Raw genomic sequence first — 21,756 nt, forward strand, 5'->3', positions numbered from 1 at the left:
GTGACTTAAGGAAAGCTTTAGCTTTCACTCGGCTCGATCGCGCCGTGCGAACGCATCCGTATGCGTTCCTGCACGATGCTCATCACCGCGTGACGATCGTGGATCTTGCGCTCCAGCATGCCGACGACACGGCGCGGCGTGTTCTTCGCAAGCGATATCACGCGCAATGCGGGATCGCTCGCCCACGAGCCGTATTCGAGCAACGGCACGACCGAGACGCCCGCATCCTGCCGCACGAGCTCGACGATCACTTCGAGGGAATTGAGTTCGAGGAACTCGTTCACCGCGAGGCGATTGTGCTTCAACGCGCGATCGATCAGCGCGCCGGTGCGCTGCGCGCGATCGAAGCGCAGAAACGGACGGCTCGCCAGCATCTCGGCGGCATTCGCGGCCACGGCGCCCGGCGAACCGATCGCGACGAGCGGTTCCGAATAGAGCGGCGTCCAGTTGAGGCTCGCCGGCGTCTTGCCCGCCATCTCGACGATCACCGCCGCATCGATCTCGCCCGCCTCGACTTGCGGCGCGAGCGCGAGCGCCTTGCCGGTGAAGAGCCGCACATCGAGCCGTGGATACTGACCTTTCAATTCGGTGACGACGGATGCGAGCGCGCCCATCGCCGAATCGACCGCGCCGATGGAAACCGATCCGGCGATTTCATCATCGAGACCGGTGAGACGCATGCTGTCGTACAGCGCGACGATGCGCTCCGCTTGCGGCAACACCTGCTTGCCGATGCTCGTCAGCCGGTTCGTGCGCCCGACGCGATCGAACAGCGGCCGCTTCAGATCGTCTTCGAGCGACTGCATCTGCATGCTGACGGCGGCCTGCGTGAGCGCGACTTTTTCCGCGGCGGCGGCGAAAGAACCGTAACGCGCGACAGCGATAAACGTGCGCAAAAAGCGGATATTGCTCATCGTGCGTGAGGGTTATCCCGGATCGTTCGATCAGGTTTGCTTGTGTGTCAGTTCAGAAATTCTATATTTTCTTATTTCAACTCGGCGTAATGTTTGCGTGTTGCAGCGGCTCGCTCCGTTCGAAGCGAGTCATCCGAGAAGCGGATGTCGTCAACGAGAAAACCTCATGGAGTACATTCGATGAGCACCGTACTACCTGCAGCGCACGCGGCCGAACAAAACGCCGCATCGAATCTTTCGGGCCGACGAGCGATCGTCGTATCGACCATCGGCAACGCGCTCGAATGGTTCGACTTCATGGTTTACGGCTTCTTCGCCGTCATCATCGCCAAGCTGTACTTTCCCGCAACGAATCCCACTATTTCACTGCTCGCGACTTGGGCGACTTTCGGCGTCGGCTTTCTGACGCGTCCGCTCGGCGGCATCGTCTTGGGCGCGGTCGCGGATCGCGTCGGACGCAAATCAGCGCTCACGCTCACGATTTCGCTGATGGCGGTCGGCATCGCGATCATCGCGTTCGCGCCGACTTATGCGGCAATCGGCATCGCCGCGCCCTTGCTGATGCTGCTCGGCCGCCTGATTCAGGGCTTCTCCGCAGGCGGCGAAGTCGGCTGCGCGACGGCGTTTCTCGTCGAATACGCGCCCGCCAACAAGCGCGGTTATTTCGGCAGCTTCCAGATGGTCGCGCAGGCCGCCGCGAGTCTCGCCGGCTCGTTTTTCGGCGCCGTGCTCACGCGCACGCTGAGTCCCGAACATCTGAATAGCTGGGGCTGGCGCATTCCGTTCGTGATCGGTCTTCTGATCGTGCCCGTCGGCCTGTATCTGCGCTCGAAGCTCGATGAATCGCCGGTCTTCGTCGAGAAGGCGCAAAAGAACGAACTGAGCACACGCCCGATCCGCGATACCGCCACGAAACACTGGATGTCCGTGCTCGCTGGCTTCGGCCTGACGGTGTTCGGCACCATCGGCACGTACATCTTCCTGCTGTATCTGCCGACGCACGCCACGCGCGTGCTGCACATGGCGCTCACCGACGGCCTCATCAGCTCGACGATCGGCGCGCTCGTCTATCTCGTCTGCTGTCCGATACTCGGCCGGCTCTCGGACCGTATCGGCCGCAAGAAGCTGATGGCGACCGCGCTCACGCTGTCGCTCGTCACCGCATATCCGATCTTCGCCGTGCTCACCGCGCATCCGAGCCTGCCGATGCTGATCGTGTGTCAGGCGCTTTTGATGACTTATCTCGGCATCTTTCAGGGCTGCTATCCCGCGTTCATCTCCGAGTTGCTTCCTTCGAGCGTGCGTTCGACCGGCATCTCGGTGAGCTACAACGTCGCGGTGATGATCTTCGGCGGCTTCGCGCCCGCGATCGTGCAATGGCTCACGATGACCACGGGCGATCCGCTGTCGATCTGCTACTACGTGATCTTCGGCAGCGCGGTCGCGCTCGTGACGATCTTCCCGCTGCGCGACCGATACAGCGAGGCGCTGCGGTAAGTTCGCTGCATCCCGTTCCCAAAGGAAGGAGAATGGACGGCCCGCATGGAAGTCGCGCACGCTTAAGTCTGATTTAAGGAAGCGCGCTTAATCTGAAGTCTGACCGACCCACCCTCCTTCCGGCCGCGCAAGCGGCCATTTTTTTTGGAGCGACGCGATGCAGATGATTCTCCGCATGATCGTGATCCTCGTCGTGCTCGTTCTCTTCACGACGGTCGGCGTGTCCATCCTTTCCGTTTTCGCGCGCGGCCTGATTTCGCACTGAAGGCTTTCATCGGCTGCGGGCATGCTTCGTGCCCCTTCAGAATCTCGCGGCCCGCGCGGGCTTTCGACCGAGAAAGTTTCGCGGCGGATGCCTATACTGGCTGAGTGTCGTCTTTCGCCGCATTGCCGGCGCACGAAAGTCCTGCGCCGCCGCGCAGACCCTTTTCGCCGCCGTTCCTCCGCGCCACCGGCGCGCGACACGCTTCGCCGCATCTTCGCCTCTCTCATGTTCCGCCGCTTCATCGCCGCATTCGTGCAGCAGCTTGCTGCGCAATTCCAGGAGATTGCCCGATGCCACAACGTCCCATCCCCCAATCGAAAACCACGCACGCCGATACACCGAACAAGACGCTTCAAGCCGCACCCGCAGGCGACTCGACCGTCAGCTTCACCATGACCGTCAACGGCCGCAGCGAAACGCTTTCCCTCGACCCCCGCACCACGCTTTTAGATGCATTGCGCGAGCATCTTCATTTGACCGGCACGAAGAAAGGCTGCGATCACGGCCAATGCGGCGCATGCACCGTTCATGTGAACGGACGCCGCGTGAACTCGTGTCTGTGCTTCGCCGCCGCGTGCGAGGGCGACACCGTCACGACCATCGAAGGCATCGGCGAAATCGAGGCACTGCATCCGTTGCAGGCCGCGTTCGTCGAATGCGACGGCTATCAGTGCGGCTACTGCACGGCCGGCCAGTTGATGTCGGCGGTCGCGCTGCTCGATGAACCGATCGGCCCGAGCGACGACGACGTGCGCGAAGCGATGAGCGGCAACCTGTGCCGCTGCGGCGCGTATCAGAACATCGTCAGCGCGATCCAGTCGGTGCGCGCGAACAAGCCGTCGTCGAAATAAGGAGAGCGACATGGATATGTTCCAGCTCTCTCGCGCGCGCGACATGCGCGACGCGATCAATGCGGGCGCGCTCGCGCATACCGCGCAGCAAGGCGCCGAAGTGCGCTTTCTCGCGGGCGGCACGACGCTGCTCGATCTCATGAAGCTCAACGTCGAGCGGCCGATGCGCGTCGTCGATATCAGCCGTTTGCCGCTCGACAAGATCGAGGAAACGAAGGACGGCGGCGTGCGTATCGGCGCGACTTCGCGCAACTCCGATCTCGCGCATCATCCGCTGATCCGCGATCGTTATGCGGTGCTGTCGCAAGCGGTGCTCGCGGGCGCGTCGGTGCAGTTGCGCAACATGGCGACGACGGGCGGCAACATCCTGCAGCGCACGCGTTGCGTGTACTTCCGCGATACGACCTCGCCGTGCAACAAGCGCGAGCCCGGCAGCGGCTGCTCCGCGATTCAGGGCTTCAATCGCATGATGGCGATCATGGGCACGAGCGAATCGTGCATCGCGAGCAATCCGTCGGACATGTGCGTCGCGTTGCAGGCGCTCGAAGCGACGATCCACGTCGAAGGCACGGGCGGCAAGCGCGCGATCCCCATCGACGAGTTCTTCCTGTTGCCGGGCACGACGCCCGATCGCGAGAACGTGCTCGATGCCGGCGATCTCGTCACGCATGTCACGTTGCCGCCGCCGGTCGACGGCGCGCGCTCGGCTTATCTGAAGCTGCGCGATCGCGCATCGTACGAGTTCGCGCTGGCGTCGGCGGGTGTCGTGATCGGCGTGAAGGACGGGCGCATCGAGCATGCGCGCGTCGCGCTCGGCGGCGTCGGCACGAAGCCGTGGCGCTCGCGTGAAGCGGAGAAGGAGCTGATGAACGCGACGCCCGATGAAGCCACGTTCAAACGCGCTGCCGATGCTGCGCTCGCCGATGCGAAGCCGCAAAGCGAGAACGGCTTCAAGGTCGAGTTGTCCAAGCGCTGCATCGTTCATACGCTCAAGCTCGTTACCACGCAAACTTCCTGAGGATCGCGACATGTCCACGGCGCCCGATATCAAACCGTCCGCATTCATCGGACGGCCTCAGTCGCGCATCGACGGACCGCTGAAGGTTTGCGGCCGCGCGACCTATACGACCGACGTCGATCTGCCCGGCATGCTCCATGCCGTGCCGGTCGGCAGCACCATCGCGAGCGGCAGGATCACGTCGCTCGAATTCGCCGCCGCGCAAGCGATGCCCGGCGTGAAGCTGATTCTTCATCGCGGCAATATCGGCCGCTTCTATCGCATCGCCGGCAACTCGATCGATACCGGCTACGTCGATGAAAACCGTCCGCCTTTCGAAGACGACATCATTCGCTATTACGGGCAGTATGTCGCGCTCGTCGTTGCGGAGACGTTCGAAGCGGCGAGCGCCGCGGCTGCCGCGGTCAAGGTCAGTTACGACAAGACGCCGCACGATGTGAGCGCAAAGCTCGATGCCGGCGACAAGCTCGACACGCACAGCGAACGCGGCGATCCCGACAAGGCGTTCGACGATGCGCCCGTGAAGATCGATGAAACGTACGTGACGCCCGTCGAAACGCATAATCCGATCGAGCTGCACGCGACCATCGCGCACTGGAACGGCGAGAGCTACACCTTCTACGAAACGAGCCAGGCGGTCGCGAATCATCAGGGCACGCTGATGCAGATGATGGGCCTGCCGAAAGAGAAAGTGCGCGTGATTTCGCGCTATCTCGGCTCGGGCTTCGGCGGCAAGCTGTGGATGTGGCCGCATTCGCTGCTCGCCGCGGCCGCGACGCGCCAACTGGAGCGCCCGGTCAAGCTCGTGCTCTCGCGCAAGATGATGTTCCAGAACGTCGGGCACAGGCCGACCACGCAGCAGCGCGTGCGGCTCGCGGCGACGCAGGACGGCAAGCTCGTGTCGCTACGGCATGACTTCGTGAATCACGCGGCCATCGCCGACGATTACACGGAAGATTGCGGCGAAGCGACGCCTTCGATGTACAGCACGCCCAATCTGCGCGTGACGGGCGGCACGGTGAAACGCAATGTCGGCTCGCCGACGTCGATGCGCGGACCCGGCGCGGTGCCCGGCCTCTTCGCGCTCGAATCGGCGATGGACGAGCTGGCCATTGCGTTGAAGATGGATCCGGTCGAACTGCGCCTGCGCAACGAGCCCGAAGTGGATGAAAGCAGCGGCTTGCCGTTTTCGTCGCGGCATTTCGTCGAATGCCTGAAGACCGGTGCGGAGAAATTCGGCTGGTCGAAGCGCACGCCGGACGTAGGCTCGATGAAGCGCGACGGCCTCACGCTCGGCTGGGGCGTGGGCGCGTGCAGTTGGCCGGGGCTGCGCTTCTCGGCGGACGCGACGGTCGATCTTCGTGCGGACGGCACCGCGCGCGTCGCGTGCGGCACGCAGGATATCGGCACGGGCACGTACACGATCCTCGCGCAGATCGTCGCGGAACATACGGGCATCCCGCTCGACAAGATCGAAGTCGGCCTCGGCGATACGGCGCTGCCGCTCGGTCCTGTTTCGGGCGGATCGGCGGCGACGGCATCGGTGATTCCGGCGGTATCGGATGCGGTGCGCGAGGCGATCAAGACGCTGCTGGCGCGCGCCGCGAAGATCGAGGGATCGCCATTCGCGGGCGCGAAGGCCGACGAGCTTGCGATGAGCAACGGACATGTGCATCGCAAGAACGAAGCGCCGGAAAGCGGCGTGCCGTTCGCGCGCATTCTCGACGCGGCGAAACTGCATGCGGCATCGGGCAGCGGCAGCGCGAAAGGCGGCTTCGACGATCCGCTCAAGAAGGACTGGTCGATCCATTCGTATGGCGCGCATTTCGCCGAGGTGACATGGGAGCCGGCGACCGCGCGCCTGCGCGTGAGCCGCGTCGTGACCGTGATCGATGCGGGCAAGATCCTGAATCCGCGCGCGGGGCGTAATCAGATCGAAGGCGCGGTCGTGATGGGCGTCGGCATGGCGCTTTTCGAGCACACGGTATACGACGAGCGAAGCGGCGCGCCGGTGAACAGCAGCCTCGCGGATTACGTCGTCGCGACCAATGCCGACACGCCGAAGATGGACGTCACGTTTCTCGATTATCCCGATACGGTCTTCAACGAACTGGGCGCGCGCGGCATCGCGGAGATCGGGCTGGCGGGCATCGCGGCGGCGATTACGGGTGCCGTGTATCACGCGACGGGCGTGCGTGTGCGAAAGCTGCCGGTGATGATCGAGGATTTGTTGAAGGCGTAGCGTCGGTCTCGTCGCGCTGTTCGAGCGGCCCGGTTTTTCGCGCGGTTTGTTTGCGCGAGGCCGGGCCGATGCACTGAGAACGCTATCCGTCGACGGCTACCCCGCCCTCACGGGACGCTAAACGGGCGGCCCGTCCAGGCACGCGCATTGCACCTCCCCCACGCTTCGCCCCTCCCCCAAGACGCGCTACCATAGGCACCAGCCCATTCCCCAAACCCCTGTGTAGCAGCCATCTCAGCCGGAGTGCCCATGAACGACATGATCAAACAACACGGCCTGCAGGTCGACGCGAATCTCGCGAAGTTCGTCGACGAAGAAGCCATCCCCGGCACGGGCGTCGATAGCGCGTCCTTCTGGAAGGGATTCGATGCCATCGTTCACGATCTCGCGCCGAAGAACCGCGCACTGCTCGCCGAACGCGACCGCCTCCAGACCGAGCTCGACAACTGGCATCGCAGCAACCCCGGCCCCGTGCGCGATCTACGCGCCTATCGCAAGTTTCTCGAAGAGATCGGCTATATCGTGCCCGCGCCCGCGCATGTGAAGGCCAGCACCGCCAATGTCGATCGCGAAATCGCCGAGCAGGCCGGCCCGCAACTCGTCGTGCCGCTCTCGAATCTGCGCTATGCGCTCAACGCGGCCAACGCGCGTTGGGGCAGCCTCTACGATGCGCTCTACGGCACCGATGCCATCGACGAAAACGACGGCGCCGAGCGCACGGCGCAGTTCAATCCGAAGCGCGGCGCGAAAGTGATCGCCTATGCGCGCGCGTTCCTCGACGACAACGCCCCGCTCGATCACGGCTCGCACGCCGACGCGACCAAATACAGCGTCGAGCAAGGCAAGCTCGTCGTCACGCTGAAGGACGGCGGCAAGACCGGCCTTGCGAACGCCGAGCAGTTCGCGGGCTTTCAGGGCGACGCGAAAGAGCCGTCCGCGATTCTGCTCAAGCACAACGACCTGCACTTCGAGATTCAGATCGACGCGGACAACTTCATCGGCAAGACCGATGCGGCGCACGTGAAGGACGTGCTGATGGAAGCGGCCGTGAGCACGATCATCGATTGCGAAGATTCGGTCGCGGCCGTCGATGCCGCCGACAAGACGCAGCTCTATCGCAACTGGCTCGGCCTGATGCAAGGCAATCTCGCCGAGCAGGTCACGAAGAACGGCAAGACCTTCACGCGCGCGATGAACCCGGACCGCGAGTACGCCGCGCCGAACGGCGGAACCGTCAAGCTGCACGGACGTTCGCTGCTGTTCGTGCGCAACGTCGGCCATCTGATGACGAATCCCGCGGTGCTCGACCGAGATGGCAACGAGATTCCCGAAGGCATCCTCGATGCGGTGATGACCGTGCTCGGCTCGATGCACGATCTCAAGAACAAGATGAACTCGCGCACGGGGTCGATCTATATCGTGAAGCCGAAGATGCACGGCCCCGCCGAAGTGGCGTTCGCGGACGAGCTCTTCACGCGCGTCGAAGACCTGCTCGGCCTGCCGCGTCACACGATCAAGATGGGCATCATGGACGAAGAGCGACGCACGAGCGTGAACCTCAAGGCGTGTATCGCGGCGGCGGGCGCGCGCGTCGCATTCATCAATACGGGCTTCCTCGACCGCACCGGCGACGAAATGCATTCGTCGATGGAAGCCGGCCCGATGATGCGCAAGGGCGACATGAAGTCCTCTAAGTGGATTGCCGCGTACGAACGCAGCAATGTGCTCGTCGGCCTGAACACCGGCTTGCGCGGTCGCGCGCAGATCGGCAAGGGCATGTGGGCGATGCCCGATCTGATGCACGCGATGCTCGAACAGAAGATCGCGCATCCGAAGGCAGGCGCCAACACCGCATGGGTGCCCTCGCCCACCGCGGCCACGCTACACGCGCTGCACTATCACATGGTCGACGTGCAACAGGTTCAGCAGGAACTCGAAAGCGTCGACTACGAAAGTCAGAAGAACGAGTTGCTCGATGGCTTGCTGACGATTCCCGTCGTCGACAAGCCGTCATGGTCGGAAGACGACATCAGGAACGAAATCGAAAACAACGCGCAGGGCATTCTGGGTTATGTGGTGCGCTGGGTCGATCAGGGCGTCGGTTGCTCGAAGGTGCCGGACATTCACGATGTCGGCCTGATGGAAGACCGCGCGACGCTGCGCATTTCGAGCCAGCATATCGCGAACTGGCTGCGTCACGGCATCGTCACGGAAGAGCAGGTTCGCGCGACGCTCGAACGCATGGCCGCCGTCGTCGACAAGCAGAATGAAGCCGATCCGTACTATCGCCCGATGTCGCCCGCGTTCGACAGTTCGTTCGCATTCAAGGCCGCGTGCGCGCTCGTCTTCGAAGGACGCACGCAACCGAGCGGCTATACGGAACCGCTGCTGCACAAGTTCCGTCTCGCCGCGAAGGAATCGATGTAACGGTCAAAGCGCGCGCACGAATCGGCGTGCGCGCGCTGTCTTTCACTGCTCCGACCAGAGTTTGCCCGCGGTCGCCCAGTTCTCGCGTTTCACGTCCGTCAGAATGATGTCCACCGAGCCCGGCTCGCAGCCGAGCGTTTCGCACGTCGTGCGCGTGATCGCTTCGACGAACTTGCGCTTCTCTTCCACCGTGCGGCCTTCGAACAGTTGAATGTTGAATGTCGGCATTGCGTTGATCTCCTTTTGAAAGCGGTATTAGTCGCGATACGACGCGTCGATGCGATCGAGCTTGCGCAATAGCGCCGGCCATTCGAGCGCGCCTTCGACGGCGTCATCGTCATGCAGTTGCGCCGCGGTGCGCGTGACGACTTCCGGCGTCGGCACGATCATCTTGCCCACGCCCGCAAGCGCGCGAAGCTGAATATCGCATGCCTTGACGAGCATATCCATCAGCACATAAGCCTCGGCGATCGTGCGCCCGAGCGTGACCGGTCCATGATTGCGCAGCAACATCGCACGATGCGCGCCGAGACTGTTTACGAGCCGCTCGCCTTCCGCGGGCGAGAACGCGAGCCCTTCGTAATCGTGATACGCGAGATGCCCATGAAAGCGCATCGCGTGTTGCGATGCGGGCAGCAGGCCGTGCGGTTGCGTCGATACCGCGATCGCCTCGCGCACGTGAAGATGCATCACGCACACGGCGTCCTCCCGCGCGGCATGGACGGCGCCGTGCAGCGCGAAGCCCGTCGCGTTCACCGGATGCGCGCTCTCGCCGATCACGTTGCCGTCGATATCGATCTTCACGAGATTGCTCGCCGTGACTTCATCGAACGAAAGCCCGAACGGATTGATGAGAAAGCGCCCCGGCTCGCCCGGCACGCTCGCGGAAATGTGCGTGTAGACGATATCGTCCCAGCCGTTGAGCGCGACCAGCCGATACGCTGCCGCGAGATCGACGCGCGTGGCCTGTTCGGCTGCCGATCGCGGCCCGCTTTCCGCGATTCTGCGCTCAGGCGTGTGGGTGAACGACATGCGAGTCTCCTTGTTTGGATGATCCGGACAGACGCCGCTCGAGCAGAATCACCGCCCAGGACGCAAGCACGAACGGCGCGGTCAACGCAGCGATGCCGATGCAATCGATCACGCGCTCGATCAGCACCGCCGCGACGATCGCGACGAGCGCATAACGCGTGCCGAGCTTCGCGGCCGCGAGTGCCGCAAGCGCCGCATTGAAGCCGCACGCGCCCGAGAGCACGACGGCATCGCTTGCACCGCCGAGTGCGTGCAACATGGCGCCGAGCGCACTGCCCGCGAGCGCCCAGCCCGCCTGCGCGGGCCGCGACGCGAACAATCCCGCCGCGATCAGCGCGCCGGCGAGCGCGCCGGTCGCGAAGGTGATCGGCGCGAGACCCGCGAACGCGGCCTGAAGCATTGGAATGAAACCGGCGGCGACTTGGGGAATCGCGCCCGTGTCGCCGCGCTCGGTCAAAAGCGGCAGCCAGCACCACGTCACGATGATGGCGGGGCTGGAGAAGATCGGCAACCGGTAGCGCGAGAGCACGCGCGAAAGCACGTTGGCGAGGAAAGTGGCGAACATCGCCGCGACGATCGCGACGGCCGCGGCGCGCGATGCATCGTCGAGAAACGTGAATGCGGCGAGCGCCGCGAGCGCGCCGTTGAAACCGTAGAGATCGTCGCGGAACGCGGGTGCGTCGTCGTTTTCGACGATCACGCTGATGACATTGCCCGTCAGCGTGCCGATCAGAAGGCCGCACGCGAGGCGCGGACTCGCGCTCAGCACCGCGAGGAACAGCAGCGCGCCGGTCGCGGCGTTGCGCTGAAGGACGATCTGTCCTATCGCGCGAGCGAAGCTGCGGAGTTGATCGCCGAAGGCGGCGTTCGATTGGAGAGCGGTGGACATGCTGGACGGCGACGGCATGGAAAGCCGCCAGCATAAAGCAGCCGGCGCGCGCCGTGCGGCGGCGGGCCGAATAACCTGTATGTGGCTTGACGCAGAAGGCGCGACGAGTGTCGCGCCGGGTAAAACCGAAACTTAGTTGAACGCCATCGGGACGAGCGGCGTCGAATCGCCTACACCCGGGTTCGCCAAAGACAGATCGGCGCTGATCTTCACGATCTCCGTGACGTTTTCGCGGAAATTCGGATGTTTTTCCCAGGTGATGTAGCTGGCGTCCATGACAGCGGAAAGCGTAAGCAAGGCGAAAGCGATTTTTTCGAGCACTTCGTAGCGGCGGCGCATGATTTGTTCCTCAAACTTTGCGACATTGTAACAGACTTAAGGGTTTTCCCCTATCTCACTGTTGCAATGCCGCAAATCACACGCCGTTACTGTCGTTGCGCTCCGGCCCTTTTCACATCGACGTTTCGAGCATCGCCTCATAATCCGCGCTCGACGCCTCGCGCGGATTCGTCTTATGACTGTGATCCTTGAGCGCGCCCGCGATGATGCGCGGAAACATCTCGCGCGTCACGCCGAGTTCAGCGAGGCCGCGTGGCAGGCCGAGCGTCGCGGTCATCGAGCGCAGCGCACCGCCGACTTCATCGCCGGACTTCAGGCCCATTGCCTGCGCGATGCGGTCGAGCTTGCCTTCTTCGCGCATCGTCGGCGCGCTGCTGTTGAACGCGATCACCGCCGGCAAAAAGATTGCGTTGAGCGTGCCGTGATGCAGTTTCGGATTGATGCCGCCGAGCGAGTGGCTCAGGCTATGCACGCAACCGAGGCCCTTCTGGAACGCGAGCGCGCCCTGCATCGATGCGCTCATCATGTTCCAGCGCGCGGTGCGATCGGAGCCGTCCCGCGTCGCGCGCTCGATGTGCCGCCACGCGCGCCACAATCCGTCGAGCGCGATGCCATCGGCGGGTGCGTTGAACGCGGGCGCCATGAACGTTTCGAGGCAATGCGCGATGGCATCCATGCCGGTCGCGGCGGTAAGCATCGGCGGCAGGCCGAGCGTCAGTTCCGGATCGCAGATCGCGACCTTCGGCACGACGTGCGGCGAGATCACGCCGACCTTGCGGCCATCGTCGAGAATCAGGATCGCGCCGCGGCCCACTTCGCTGCCGGTGCCCGCGGTCGTCGGAATGGCGATGACGGGCGCGGTCTTCGCCGTGATGCGCGCGAGGCCGCCTTCGATGACCGCGAAGCCTTGTAGCGGACCGTCGTGCGTCGCGCACACGGCCACGCCCTTCGCGAGATCGATCGATGAACCGCCGCCCGCCGCGATCACGCCGTCGCATTGATTCTCCTTGTACATCGCGACGGCTTCGCGCACGGCGGCTTCGTTCGGATTGGGCGGCGTCGAATCGAACACGGGTACGGCCGACGATGAACCGAGCGCGCCGAGCACCTTGTCGAGCAGGCCGGCCGCGCGGATGCCGGCATCGGTCACGATCAGCGGACGATGAATGCCGATGCGTTCGCACTCGCCCGCAAGCAGGCGCACCGCGCCGAAATCGAATTGAATCTGCGTGATGTAGTTGATGAGGGGCATGGGTGTCTGAGGGAAAGTTAGGGTCGGAGGCAGCGCGGTGACGTCAGTATAAGAGCGCGCTGTTACCGGTACAACTTTCCCTCGACGCCGGTCAAAAGCGAAAATCGTCGAAGAACTTTTCGCGTTCCATCACGGTGAGCGCGGCGCGCTTGTGCGGAAAGTCGAATTCCTTCAGCGTATAAAAGCCCATGCGATGCATGTAAGCGATATGTCGCACATGATCGACGCGCGGTTCGCCAACGAGGCGTTCCGTGCGCGGATCGTCGATGAACATGTAGTGCAGTACGCCGCTCCACCATGCCTTGAGCTTGCCTGCGCTCTGGAATTGCGCATCGCCGATCAGCAGATGCAGCCCGCGATCGAAGTCGCCTGCATCATAGAACGGGCCCAGGCGATCTTCTTTCGCCCAATAGAACTCGAAGTAGCCGAAGGGCTTGTCGTCGAAATAGCCGATCATCGGATGCATGTGCGGATCTTCGCGGCGTTCCGCGAGATAAGCGGCGTGTTCGGCGCGCGTGCCGCGCTGATCCCAGAAGTATGCGACGCGATCGAGATTCATCCATTCGCTGAAGACTTCGGAATCGGCGTCGGGGTCAGCTGTGCGCAGGCTGAAGGTCATGTCGATCTGCGGGAAGTGACGTTCGTAGATCGTGCCTTCGGCGTTCGTTGGTCTTTGCGGATGTGTGACGCCGTTGGTTTGCGTATAGCGCAGCAGCGTGTCGCTCGATGCGGGCGCCTTGAGCCATGGGCGCGCGATTTGCCAGAACGTTTTGCGTGATGTCGTCAGGAGAAGGTGATCTTCGTGCTGCTGTGCGATGTCGATCAGGTTCTCATTTCGCGCTTGCGAGATGAAGGTTCTTGTGCGGTGGGCTTCGTTGGAAGCGTGTGGAAGTGCGATCGTTGCCGTGCGGCGCTCAGGGTCGTTGCAGTAGATTTCGCATAGGGCCGTCAGTAACGCGTCGGTGTGACACGCTGTCAGCGTGCGGTCAGGCGATTGTTCGACAGTCGCCGCTACTTCGGGATCGAAACGTATGTTCATCGGTGAGTCTCCGGATTTGCTTCAAGTATTCGGCTTTCGCTTCTGGTTTCGCTTCTGGCTTCGCTTCTGCTTTCGTGGAATCCTGTAATCGCGTCGGTCTATTAGCACTGCCCCTGTGCGGGGCGGCAGTCACTTTCTTTGCTGCTGCAAAGAAAGTAACCAAAGAAAGCAGCTTCCGATACGCCCGCGGTCACACGCAATTTGGGTAGTCCTCTCGTCCATCGTGGGCTGCCTAACGAGTGCCCTCATAGGCCCAACCGGGCTTGGATCGCGCACGGTCCGTCTCATCGCACCACACACCAAACTGGTTCAGCACCAAATAGCTCCAGCCCGCTTCGCGGCCGACCGGTCAATCGGGACCGCGTGTGCTTCCCTACTAACGCCTCGATCTCGCCGCCTTCGCCGCCCGTTGGTTTCCCTTGCATACCCGGCGGCAGCGCGTAGCGCTGTGCCGAAGCTCTTTCGTGCTGAACCAGTGTCCTCAGCGTTTTCGGGCGGCGGACCGTGCGCGAGCCAAGCCCGATTGGTCCTTTGAGGGCACTCTTTAGGTGAGTGCCATCGAGGACGAGAGAACTACCCAAATTGCGTGTGACCGCGGGCTTGAAAAGCTGCTTTCTTTGCTTACTTTCTTTGCAGCAGCAAAGAAAGTGAGTGCCGCCCCGCACAGGGGCAACGCTAATAGACCGACACGAATACGGGATCCGGCGACTACAGCAAAGAAAGTAGGTGCCGCCCCGCAAAGGGGCAACGCTAACAAACCGACACGTAATCGGGATCCGGCGCCAACACCCCGGCCATGGCAAGCAGCCCGCCGTCCAAAGCAGGAAACAGACTCCGCTGAAAATTATTCCAGCGCAGTTCGAGAATGGAATCTAAAGGATCGATGCTAGTGCCAAGCACATCAAAGATGACTTCACCAGAATCGATCCCGTTATCGACGTAATGAAACGAAGCGCCTGTCCGGTCGATCACCGGCGCCGGTTCAACGCGCATCGCGTTCCAATCGACTACGCGCTCGCCACGCGCCCCATGCAAGGCATCGAGCGTCGCATAAGCCCCCCGCCGTTCAAACGGCGAACCAAGCCGCGTAATCCCAGGATGAATATTCGCAATACGCCGGCAAAATTCCGCACCGGGCCGAACGAGTTCATCGAGAATCACGAGCAGCCCGTCGAGCACGACGAAGTCCGCATCGAGCGCACGCAGCTTCTCCAGCAAACGCTTCTCGAACGCGCTCTTCTGCGCCGCCCGCTCGCTCACCGCATCCAAAGCCAACCGCCGATAAGAAGAAGGAATCGCATGAAGAAGACTCGTCACCGGCACGCCCCGCACCGCGAGCTCCGGCGGATGAATCCACTGCCCTCCCGGCGCATAACGAAAACCATATCCAGCCAGTTTTTCGCGATCCCGCGGCGAGCCTTCGTCATCGTCGTAGATCACGCCTTCGAGCGAATAGAGATCGCCCAACGGCGATCCATTGAGTTGCTCGACGAGATACTCCAGCGGCGACTTCATATACCGCGTGCCGCCCTTGTATTCGATATGCTGTCCCGCGCGATCCGCCGCCGCGTTGCGCAAGGACATGATGTAGACCAGTTTTAGCTTCGTCATTGATTGCCGCTCGTTTCAAACATCGCCAGTAATAGTTTTCAAAGCGCCACGGCCATGCGGCTGCCGCTCGTCTCCGCCGCTTGCTTCACGGCGTGTTCCTGTCCGGCATCGGCAAGCGATGCCGCGATCTCATCCGAGCGCACGGCCAACACCGAAAGCAAGGTATCGGAAAGACCGTGGCTGTCTTCGCAGCAGCCTTGCAAATAGATGCGCGGCCTGAAGTTCGAAGGCGTGACAAGCCGATAATCGCGGCCCACATTGCGCTGCGCGAGCGCGTCGCCCAGATGCGGCGCAAGGCCGTCGAGCAGCGCGAGATGCGTGTCGCGCCGATAACCCGTCGCGAGCACGAGCGCATCGAAGCGCTCGGCGCGCGCGTGACCTGTCAGCACGTCGCGCATCGTCAACTCGATCTCGCCATTCGCGCGACGCGCCGCATTTTCGATGAGCGTATTCGCCAGCAAACGATGTCGCGCTTCATCGGAAACCTTCTGCAAATAGAGCATTTCGTAGATCTGCTCGATCAACGGACGATCGACGACCGCGTAATTCGTATCGCGGAAACGCTCGATCAGCGAGCGCCGCCCATCTTCCGATTGCGCAAAGACGATATCGGTGAACTCCGGACTGAAGATCTCGTTGACGAAGGGCGTATCGTCGGCCGGTTTGAGCGCGCTCGCGCGAATCACGAGCGTCGCATCGACATGCGGAAAACGCCGCGTGAGATCGGCGAAAACTTCGGCCGCGCTCTGCCCCGCACCGATGATCGCGATGCGCTTCTTGCCGTTGCGACCATCGCCCGCGACGCGCTCGATCGAACTCAGATACGCCGACGAATGAATCACGTTATGCGGTCCGAGCGATGCGAACGGCTCAGGCACACGCGCCGCGCCGCCGACGCCGACCGACAAAGCCTTCGTCACGCGACGCCATTCGCGCCCATCCGCTTCCTGCGATACGACGCGCAGCGCGCTCACATCGCCATTCGCTTCGAGCACGGGTTCGATCGCCGTCACGCTCTGCCCGTAATGCACGCGATCATCAAAGGCTTGCGCGACCCAGCTCAGATAGTCGTGAAACTCGACGCGCGTCGGATAGAAGTTCTTCAGGTTCACGAATTCGTTCAGACGCCCGCGCTCGAACAGATAGTTGATGAACGTAAAGCGGCTCGTCGGATCGCGCTGCGTGACGAGATCCTTCAGGAAGGAAATCTGCATACGGCAATCGTCGAGCAGCATGTCGCGATGCCAGCCGAATTCCGCTTGCCGTTCGATATAGCAATGCGTCATGTTCGACGCGCCGCGCTCTTCGGCAAGACGCACGGCAAGCGACAGGTTCGACGGCCCAAAGCCCACGCCGATCAGATCGAATACGGTTTCTTTTTTCATTTCCCTGTGTCTCTCAGATGTCATTGATCGATGCAAGCGAGACGCGGCGTGCGAGCGTCGCGCCGAGGCCTGCGAAATGCGGCGTGGCGAAAACGTCATGAATAACGATGTCGAAGCCCGCTTTGCGCGCCGCATCGACGAAACGCACGACCGCGAACGACGTCGCGCCCGCCGCGAAGAGATCGTCGTGCAGCGCGGGCGTCTGGCCGTCGAAGAGTTCGCTCCATAGGCTCGCGAGCGCTCGCGCTTCATCGGTCTCTTCATCCGATGCCATCGATGCCGCGAGTCCTTCAGTCCCTTCGAACGCGGCGTCGCATGAGTCGAATACCTCATGCGGCGCGTGCGCAAACAGCTCTACAGTCGCGAGAAAACGAGTAACGAGCGTTTCGACGAACGCCCCAGCCACGCGCTCGTTCGCATAAGAGAACGCGCAACTCACGCGGCCATCCGGATACTCCGTCACGTCCAGTTCGAGGTCGAACACGACGCGATGACGCACATCGTCGAAACCTTCGATCGCGAGGCCGGCCCAGTCGCGCGTCGCCATCGCGGCGGGGCGCAGATAGTTGAACATCACCTGGAATAGCGGATTGCCCGCGCCGGAACGCTGCGCGTTCAACGCGGACACGACATCGGCAAACGGCACGTCGGCGTGTGCGTAGGCGGCGAGCGCCGCATCGCGCACGGTCGCGAGTAAAGTCGCGGGCGTATCGTCATGCGTCATGCGGGTGCGCACGACGACTGCGTTGATGAAGAGTCCGAGTGCATCGCGCGCGCTGTCGCCCGTCGATTCGCGTGTCGATGCGAGCACGCCGACCGGCTGATCGCGCACGCCGGTCACGCGATGCAACGCCGCGTTGAGTGCGGCGTGCAGCAGCATCGGCAGCGTGGCATGGCATTCCACGGCGAGCGCGCGGGCGCGTTCGATGAGCGCATCATCGAGATCGAATCCGATGCGGCTCGCGAGCCATTGCGGATTCTCGATACGGCCCGCTGACGGCGCGGGCAATGCAATCGCCGTCAGATCCTTCAGCGCATCGCGCCAGTACGCGAGCCGCGCGCCCGTCGCCGATGAAGGCAACACCAGCGCATTCGATGCGCGCTTTGCAACCGATGCGCCCTTGCGCAAAGCGACATACGTTGCGCGGATATCGTCGAGCCAGAGATCGATCGAAGTGCCATCGGAGACGATGTGATGCACGACGAGCGAGAGCACATGATCGTCATCGGCGAGACGCACGAGACGCGCGCGCCAGAGTTGCTTCGCACTGGCGAGATCGAACGGCGTGAGCGCGTCTTCATCGGTGATGCGCTTCGCTTCGTCGATGCTGCCGGCAACATCGATCACAGGCAACTCGAAGCGCCACATCGGCACGATGCGCTGACCCGGCAACGCGCCATCGCGTTCGACCAGTCGTGTGCGCAACGCCGGATGACGCGCGGCAGCTTGCGCAAGCGCTTCGCGCAACGCATCGGAATCGAGCGATCCGTGCAGCCGCAACGCGACCGGAATGTTGTATGCGGCGCTTTTCGGCTGCGCGCGCCATAAGAACCAGAGGCCGAGTTGCGCCGCGGAAAGCGGCCACACGCCGTGTTCGTCGGCCTCGAATACGCTTTGGCCTGCATCGGATGCGCCCTCGCACAGCCCCGCCTGCAACACGCGTTTTGCGTACTGCGACAACACCGGCGTTTCGAACAATGCGCGCACGGGCACATCGCGCCCGAGCATTTCGGCGATGCGCGTCACCACACGCACGGCCGCGAGCGAATGCCCGCCCAGTTCGAAGAAGTGATCGCCGCGGCCCACGCGTTCGACATCGAGCACGTCGCGCCAGATCTTGGCGAGCGCGGCTTCCGTGCCCGCAGCGGGCGCTTCGTGGATGCGCTCCTTCTTCGGCGGTTCGGGAAGCACCGCACGATCGACCTTGCTGTTTGCGTTGCGCGGCAACGCATCGAGCACGACAATATGCGCCGGCACCATGTAATCGGGCAGCGTGCGGCGCAGATGCGCATCGAGTTCGGCGGCATCGGCGGCGCGGCCCAGCGCGGCGCGTTCGCGTGCATCGGCTTTCAATTCGACATAGGCAACGAGCGCGGCGTGCGCGCCCTTGCCACGCACGACCGCGCACGCTTCGCGCACATCGTCGTGTGCGGCGAGTTGCGCTTCGATCTCGCCGAGTTCGATACGCAAGCCGCGCAGCTTCACCTGATGATCGACGCGGCCGATGAAATCGAACACGCCATCGGCGCGACGCCGCACGAGATCGCCGGTGCGATACAGACGCGCGCCCGGCTCGCCATACGGATCGGGCACGAAGCGCTCGGCAGTCAATGCAGGACGATCGAGATAGCCGCGCGCGACGCCCACGCCGTCGCCGCCGAGATACAGTTCGCCGATCACGCCGACGGGCAGCCGATTCAAGCGCTCATCGAGCACATGCGCGGTGCGCGCGCCGACAAGCGTGCCGATCGGAAGATAGGCGCAATCCGCGAGCTTCGCGGGATCGTCGCCGGGATTGAACATCCACAGCATCGGCGTGATGACGGTCTCCGTCGGACCATATCCGTTGACGATGCGCGCATTCGGAAACGCGCGGCGCATCAACGCGAAGGCTTCACGCGATGTCGCTTCGCCGCCCACCGTGATCGACTTCAACGTCGGTGGCGCGCCGTGCACGAGCGCCCATTCCGCAAGCTGCGTCGCGCAACCGGGCGGCACGTAGGTCATCGTCACGCCCTCTTTGCGCATGAGCTTGCAGATCAGCGCGGGTGGCCATAGCGTATCGGTGGTGATCGCGACCCCCGCGCCGCTGATGTACTGCGAGAACCAGCCTTCGTGCGCGCCGTCGAAATTAACCGACTGGAACAGCATGAACGTGTCGCGCTCGGTCGCGCCATAACGTTGCGCGATGGCGACGCAATGGCGCGCGAACGATCCGTGATCGACGATCACGCCCTTGGGCTTGCCCGTCGAACCCGATGTGTAGATCGCATACGCCGCTTGCTCCGCGACGACATCGGGCAGTGCGATGCGCGATGTTGCATCGTCGGCGTAGAGGGTTTCATCGTCGAGAAGCAGGACGCGTGCGCTCGCTGGAAGGGGCAACGCATCGATGCTCGCGCGCTCGGTGATGATGTGCTCGATGCGCGCATCGTCGAGAATCTGCGCGAGACGTTCACGCGGATGACTTGGATCGAGCGGCACGAATGCGCCGCCCGACTTGAGCGCCGCGATCAGGCCGACGAGCAGATCGACCGAACGGCTCAACGCGACGCCCACGCGCATTTCAGCGCGCACGCCCGCATCGATGAGACGCTGCGCGATGCGCGTCGCGCGTGCATCCACTTCGCTGCGCGTGAAGGCGCGCTCCATATCCGCGACGCCGCGCGCATCCGGTCGCGCACGCGCATGGCGTGCGATACGTTCATGCACCGAGACGAATTCGGGCGCATGTTCAGGCGCATGGCGATTCCATGCGTCGAGCTGCATGCGTTCGTCTTGCGGCAACCATTGCAGATCGCCGACGAGCGTTGGCGGTGCGTCGAGTGCATTGCTCAACAACTCGACGAAGCGGCGCGCGAGGCGTTCAATGGCATCGGCTTCGAAGAGATCGAGCGCGTAGACGAAAGCGGCCGCAAGCGATCCGTCCGCGCGTTCCTCGAAGTTCGCGGTCAGATCGAACTTCGCGAACGGCGCGCCCGAAGGCAATTCGGTCACGCGCACATCGGCGAACGAAGGCAACATGCGGCGCGCGCCATATGCCGCCATGACCTGAAACAACGGATGATGACTCGCACTGCGCACGACGCCGAGCGCTTCCACGACCTGCTCGAACGGCACATCCTGATGCGACTGCGCATCGACGAGCGCGGCTTGCGTTGTATCGACGAGCATCGAGAACGACTGCGTTGCATCGACGCGCGAAGCGAGCGTCAGCGTGTTGACGAAGAAGCCGACCAGTCCTGCCGTTTCAGCACGCTCGCGGTTCGCCGCGGGCACGCCGATTTGTATATGCGCCTCGCCCGATGCGCGCGCGAAGAGCGCGCTCAACGCGGCGAGCAAAACGGCGAAAGGCGTCGCGCGATATTCGCTTGCGATGACGCGCAATCGCGCCGCAAGCGCTGCATCGAGCGTGAAAAGATGGCGCGCACCGCGCGCGCTGCGCTCGCCGGGACGCGCTGCCGCGCCGGGCAGCATCAATATGTCGCGCGATGGATCGAGCCGTGCGCGCCAGAAGTCCAGTTGACGTTCGCGCTCGCCCGCATCGAGCCAGCGACGCTGCCAAAGCGCGAAATCCGCGTATTGAATCGGCAACGGCCCGACTGACACCGCTTCGCCGCACGCATACGCGCGATAGAACGAAGCAAGCTCGGCAAGCGCGATATCGGCGGACCACCCGTCCGACACGATGTGATGCGTCGTCAGAGAAAGCCAGTGCGTGTTCGCATCGAGTCTGATCAGATGCGCGCGCACGAGCGGGGCGTGAGCGAGATCGAAGGGACGCGATTCATCCGTGAGCGCGAGCGCCGTGGCGCGTGCCTCACGCTCGGCGACCGGAAGATGCTCGAGATTCACCGAATTCCACGGACAGCGCATGGGCGCGTGCACGGTTTGCAGCACGCCGTCCGCGCCCTCGCTGAACGTCGTACGCAGCGCTTCGTGACGCGCGATCAACGCATCGCATGAAAGGCGCAGCGCATTCGCATCGAGTGCGCCATCGAGCTGAAGGCGCTCGGTGATGTGATACGCCGCGGGCTCGTCGATCATGCGCGCATGCAGCCACAGACGCGTCTGCGCGAACGATGCCGGCACGCTCGCTTCGCACGCATCGCCTCGCGTGCGCGGCGGAATCGGCAGCGTACGAAAGTCGATGCCTGCATCGGCGAGTCGCGCGACGAACACCTTGCGCTGCGCATCGGGCAACTGCGCGAAGCGCGTCGCGAGCGAAAGCAGATCGGGTTTGGCCTGCGTCATGCGTGTCCTCTTTGACTTGC

Annotated in this window: 15 protein-coding genes; 5 read left to right on the plus strand and 10 right to left on the minus strand. The window is 63.2% G+C overall.

From position 1 onward, the window contains the following. Positions 1 to 17 precede the first annotated feature (17 nt). On the minus strand, positions 18 to 914 hold the full coding sequence (locus BG60_RS07795; RefSeq protein ID WP_008347672.1) for a LysR substrate-binding domain-containing protein: 897 nt from the start codon (positions 912 to 914) through the stop codon (positions 18 to 20). A gap of 180 nt (positions 915 to 1,094) precedes the next feature. On the opposite strand from BG60_RS07795, the gene BG60_RS07800 reads away from it, so the two are divergent. The 5 genes from BG60_RS07800 (at position 1,095) to BG60_RS07820 (ending at position 9,214) form a co-directional block, all read left to right on the plus strand. After that, entirely contained in the window at positions 1,095 to 2,411 is a 1,317-nt protein-coding gene (locus BG60_RS07800; RefSeq protein ID WP_034471003.1) for an MFS transporter, read from the plus strand. A gap of 657 nt (positions 2,412 to 3,068) precedes the next feature. Beyond that, positions 3,069 to 3,527 (plus strand): (2Fe-2S)-binding protein, encoded by a 459-nt coding sequence (locus BG60_RS07805; protein ID WP_008347667.1) that lies wholly within the window; start codon positions 3,069 to 3,071, stop codon positions 3,525 to 3,527. Between the two features lie 10 nt (positions 3,528 to 3,537). Beyond that, positions 3,538 to 4,545, plus strand: a complete 1,008-nt coding sequence (locus tag BG60_RS07810) for an FAD binding domain-containing protein (RefSeq protein ID WP_008347665.1) — start codon at positions 3,538 to 3,540, stop codon at positions 4,543 to 4,545. 10 nt (positions 4,546 to 4,555) lie between these two features. Further along, positions 4,556 to 6,787: a xanthine dehydrogenase family protein molybdopterin-binding subunit gene (locus BG60_RS07815; RefSeq protein ID WP_008347664.1), complete on the plus strand. Its 2,232-nt coding sequence runs from the start codon at positions 4,556 to 4,558 to the stop codon at positions 6,785 to 6,787. A 249-nt stretch (positions 6,788 to 7,036) separates the two neighbouring features. Continuing rightward, on the plus strand, positions 7,037 to 9,214 hold the full coding sequence (locus BG60_RS07820) for a malate synthase G (protein WP_034471005.1): 2,178 nt from the start codon (positions 7,037 to 7,039) through the stop codon (positions 9,212 to 9,214). 42 nt (positions 9,215 to 9,256) lie between these two features. On the opposite strand, the gene BG60_RS07825 is transcribed toward BG60_RS07820, so the two are convergent. The 9 genes from BG60_RS07825 to BG60_RS07865 form a co-directional block, all read right to left on the minus strand. Beyond that, positions 9,257 to 9,442, minus strand: coding sequence for a 4-oxalocrotonate tautomerase (locus tag BG60_RS07825; RefSeq protein ID WP_008347661.1), 186 nt, complete (start codon positions 9,440 to 9,442; stop codon positions 9,257 to 9,259). Between the two features lie 27 nt (positions 9,443 to 9,469). Beyond that, the gene (locus BG60_RS07830) at positions 9,470 to 10,246 is read right to left on the minus strand and encodes a class II aldolase/adducin family protein (RefSeq protein ID WP_008347659.1); all 777 of its coding nucleotides are present in this window, start codon (positions 10,244 to 10,246) and stop codon (positions 9,470 to 9,472) included. Beyond that, positions 10,224 to 11,135, minus strand: coding sequence for an urea transporter (locus BG60_RS07835; protein WP_033536176.1), 912 nt, complete (start codon positions 11,133 to 11,135; stop codon positions 10,224 to 10,226). Before BG60_RS07835 ends, BG60_RS07830 begins: the two co-directional genes overlap by 23 nt. 132 nt (positions 11,136 to 11,267) lie before the next feature. Next, positions 11,268 to 11,474 carry a hypothetical protein gene (locus BG60_RS07840; protein WP_008347655.1) on the minus strand — a complete coding sequence of 69 codons (207 nt, stop codon included), beginning with the start codon at positions 11,472 to 11,474 and terminating at the stop codon, positions 11,268 to 11,270. A gap of 112 nt (positions 11,475 to 11,586) precedes the next feature. Further along, positions 11,587 to 12,726: an iron-containing alcohol dehydrogenase gene (locus BG60_RS07845; RefSeq protein ID WP_008347652.1), complete on the minus strand. Its 1,140-nt coding sequence runs from the start codon at positions 12,724 to 12,726 to the stop codon at positions 11,587 to 11,589. A gap of 91 nt (positions 12,727 to 12,817) precedes the next feature. Beyond that, positions 12,818 to 13,765, minus strand: coding sequence for a GNAT family N-acetyltransferase (locus BG60_RS07850; protein WP_008347650.1), 948 nt, complete (start codon positions 13,763 to 13,765; stop codon positions 12,818 to 12,820). A gap of 750 nt (positions 13,766 to 14,515) precedes the next feature. Beyond that, complete coding sequence (locus tag BG60_RS07855) at positions 14,516 to 15,376, minus strand: formyl transferase (RefSeq protein ID WP_008347648.1); 861 nt, start codon at positions 15,374 to 15,376, stop codon at positions 14,516 to 14,518. A 38-nt stretch (positions 15,377 to 15,414) separates the two neighbouring features. Further along, positions 15,415 to 16,761, minus strand: coding sequence for a lysine N(6)-hydroxylase/L-ornithine N(5)-oxygenase family protein (locus BG60_RS07860; RefSeq protein WP_008347646.1), 1,347 nt, complete (start codon positions 16,759 to 16,761; stop codon positions 15,415 to 15,417). 13 nt (positions 16,762 to 16,774) lie between these two features. Further along, a complete protein-coding gene (locus BG60_RS07865; RefSeq protein ID WP_008347644.1) occupies positions 16,775 to 21,736 on the minus strand; it encodes a non-ribosomal peptide synthetase in 4,962 nt (1,653 codons plus the stop codon). Positions 21,737 to 21,756: the final 20 nt, after the last annotated feature.

Source organism: Caballeronia zhejiangensis, from assembly GCF_000698575.1.
Classification (GTDB): domain Bacteria; phylum Pseudomonadota; class Gammaproteobacteria; order Burkholderiales; family Burkholderiaceae; genus Caballeronia; species Caballeronia zhejiangensis.

Excerpts from the sequence above, each read along its gene's own strand:
- BG60_RS07795 (WP_008347672.1), bottom strand. The coding sequence starts at position 914 with ATGAGCAATATCCGCTTTTTGCGCACGTTTATCGCTGTCGCGCGTTAC.
- BG60_RS07800 (WP_034471003.1), top strand. The coding sequence starts at position 1,095 with ATGAGCACCGTACTACCTGCAGCGCACGCGGCCGAACAAAACGCCGCA.
- BG60_RS07805 (WP_008347667.1), top strand. The coding sequence starts at position 3,069 with ATGACCGTCAACGGCCGCAGCGAAACGCTTTCCCTCGACCCCCGCACC.
- BG60_RS07810 (WP_008347665.1), top strand. The coding sequence starts at position 3,538 with ATGGATATGTTCCAGCTCTCTCGCGCGCGCGACATGCGCGACGCGATC.
- BG60_RS07815 (WP_008347664.1), top strand. The coding sequence starts at position 4,556 with ATGTCCACGGCGCCCGATATCAAACCGTCCGCATTCATCGGACGGCCT.
- BG60_RS07820 (WP_034471005.1), top strand. The coding sequence starts at position 7,037 with ATGAACGACATGATCAAACAACACGGCCTGCAGGTCGACGCGAATCTC.
- BG60_RS07825 (WP_008347661.1), bottom strand. The coding sequence starts at position 9,442 with ATGCCGACATTCAACATTCAACTGTTCGAAGGCCGCACGGTGGAAGAG.
- BG60_RS07830 (WP_008347659.1), bottom strand. The coding sequence starts at position 10,246 with ATGTCGTTCACCCACACGCCTGAGCGCAGAATCGCGGAAAGCGGGCCG.
- BG60_RS07835 (WP_033536176.1), bottom strand. The coding sequence starts at position 11,135 with ATGTCCACCGCTCTCCAATCGAACGCCGCCTTCGGCGATCAACTCCGC.
- BG60_RS07840 (WP_008347655.1), bottom strand. The coding sequence starts at position 11,474 with ATGCGCCGCCGCTACGAAGTGCTCGAAAAAATCGCTTTCGCCTTGCTT.
- BG60_RS07845 (WP_008347652.1), bottom strand. The coding sequence starts at position 12,726 with ATGCCCCTCATCAACTACATCACGCAGATTCAATTCGATTTCGGCGCG.
- BG60_RS07850 (WP_008347650.1), bottom strand. The coding sequence starts at position 13,765 with ATGAACATACGTTTCGATCCCGAAGTAGCGGCGACTGTCGAACAATCG.
- BG60_RS07855 (WP_008347648.1), bottom strand. The coding sequence starts at position 15,376 with ATGACGAAGCTAAAACTGGTCTACATCATGTCCTTGCGCAACGCGGCG.
- BG60_RS07860 (WP_008347646.1), bottom strand. The coding sequence starts at position 16,761 with ATGAAAAAAGAAACCGTATTCGATCTGATCGGCGTGGGCTTTGGGCCG.
- BG60_RS07865 (WP_008347644.1), bottom strand. The coding sequence starts at position 21,736 with ATGACGCAGGCCAAACCCGATCTGCTTTCGCTCGCGACGCGCTTCGCG.